This is a genomic window from Cedecea sp. B1(4), assembly GCF_059414925.1.
In genome coordinates this window covers 1-394 of record NZ_JCAHMZ010000303.1, presented here as the reverse complement: position 1 = coordinate 394, position 394 = coordinate 1, and the positions used below count along the sequence as shown (strand labels likewise).

At 58.1% G+C, this 394-nt stretch carries 2 protein-coding genes; both read right to left on the bottom strand.

All coding sequences use genetic code 11. The annotated features are described in order from the left end of the window. On the bottom strand, positions 1–203 hold a 203-nt coding region (locus ACR6JA_RS23050), incomplete at its 3' end, for a hypothetical protein (RefSeq protein WP_494599830.1). Next, positions 200–394, bottom strand: a 195-nt coding sequence (locus ACR6JA_RS23045) for a hypothetical protein (RefSeq protein WP_494599828.1), incomplete at its 5' end; no start/stop codon positions are given. The genes ACR6JA_RS23050 and ACR6JA_RS23045, both read right to left, overlap by 4 nt.

The following is a 394-nucleotide window of genomic DNA, read 5'->3' as shown; positions in this document are numbered from 1 at the left end:
GACCAAGCATCAGGGCTCAGCATTGCAGCAGCTATCTCGCGGCGCACATCGGCAGTTTCAACGCCCGCCAGAGCGATGATCGCCACGACGCCTGCCAACGCCGCGAACGGCGCGATCCACGTCATGCTGAGCGTGATCGCGAACCAGCGACCGAAGGCCGCGAGCTGGCCGCGATGACCACGAACCACATCGGCATCATTCATGCCTCGTCCTCCTTGGATTTTTCTTCAAAAAACTCGCACTCATCCAGATACCTGTGAAGACTTAGCTCGCCTTCGGCGTAACAAACAGCGCAGCGATACTCCGGCCGCTTGAGGTCATATTCATCATCGAGCAAATCCATCACGAGCGTTCGATCGACCGGCTCCGACCGGGCGTTGTTCCAACGTTTCAT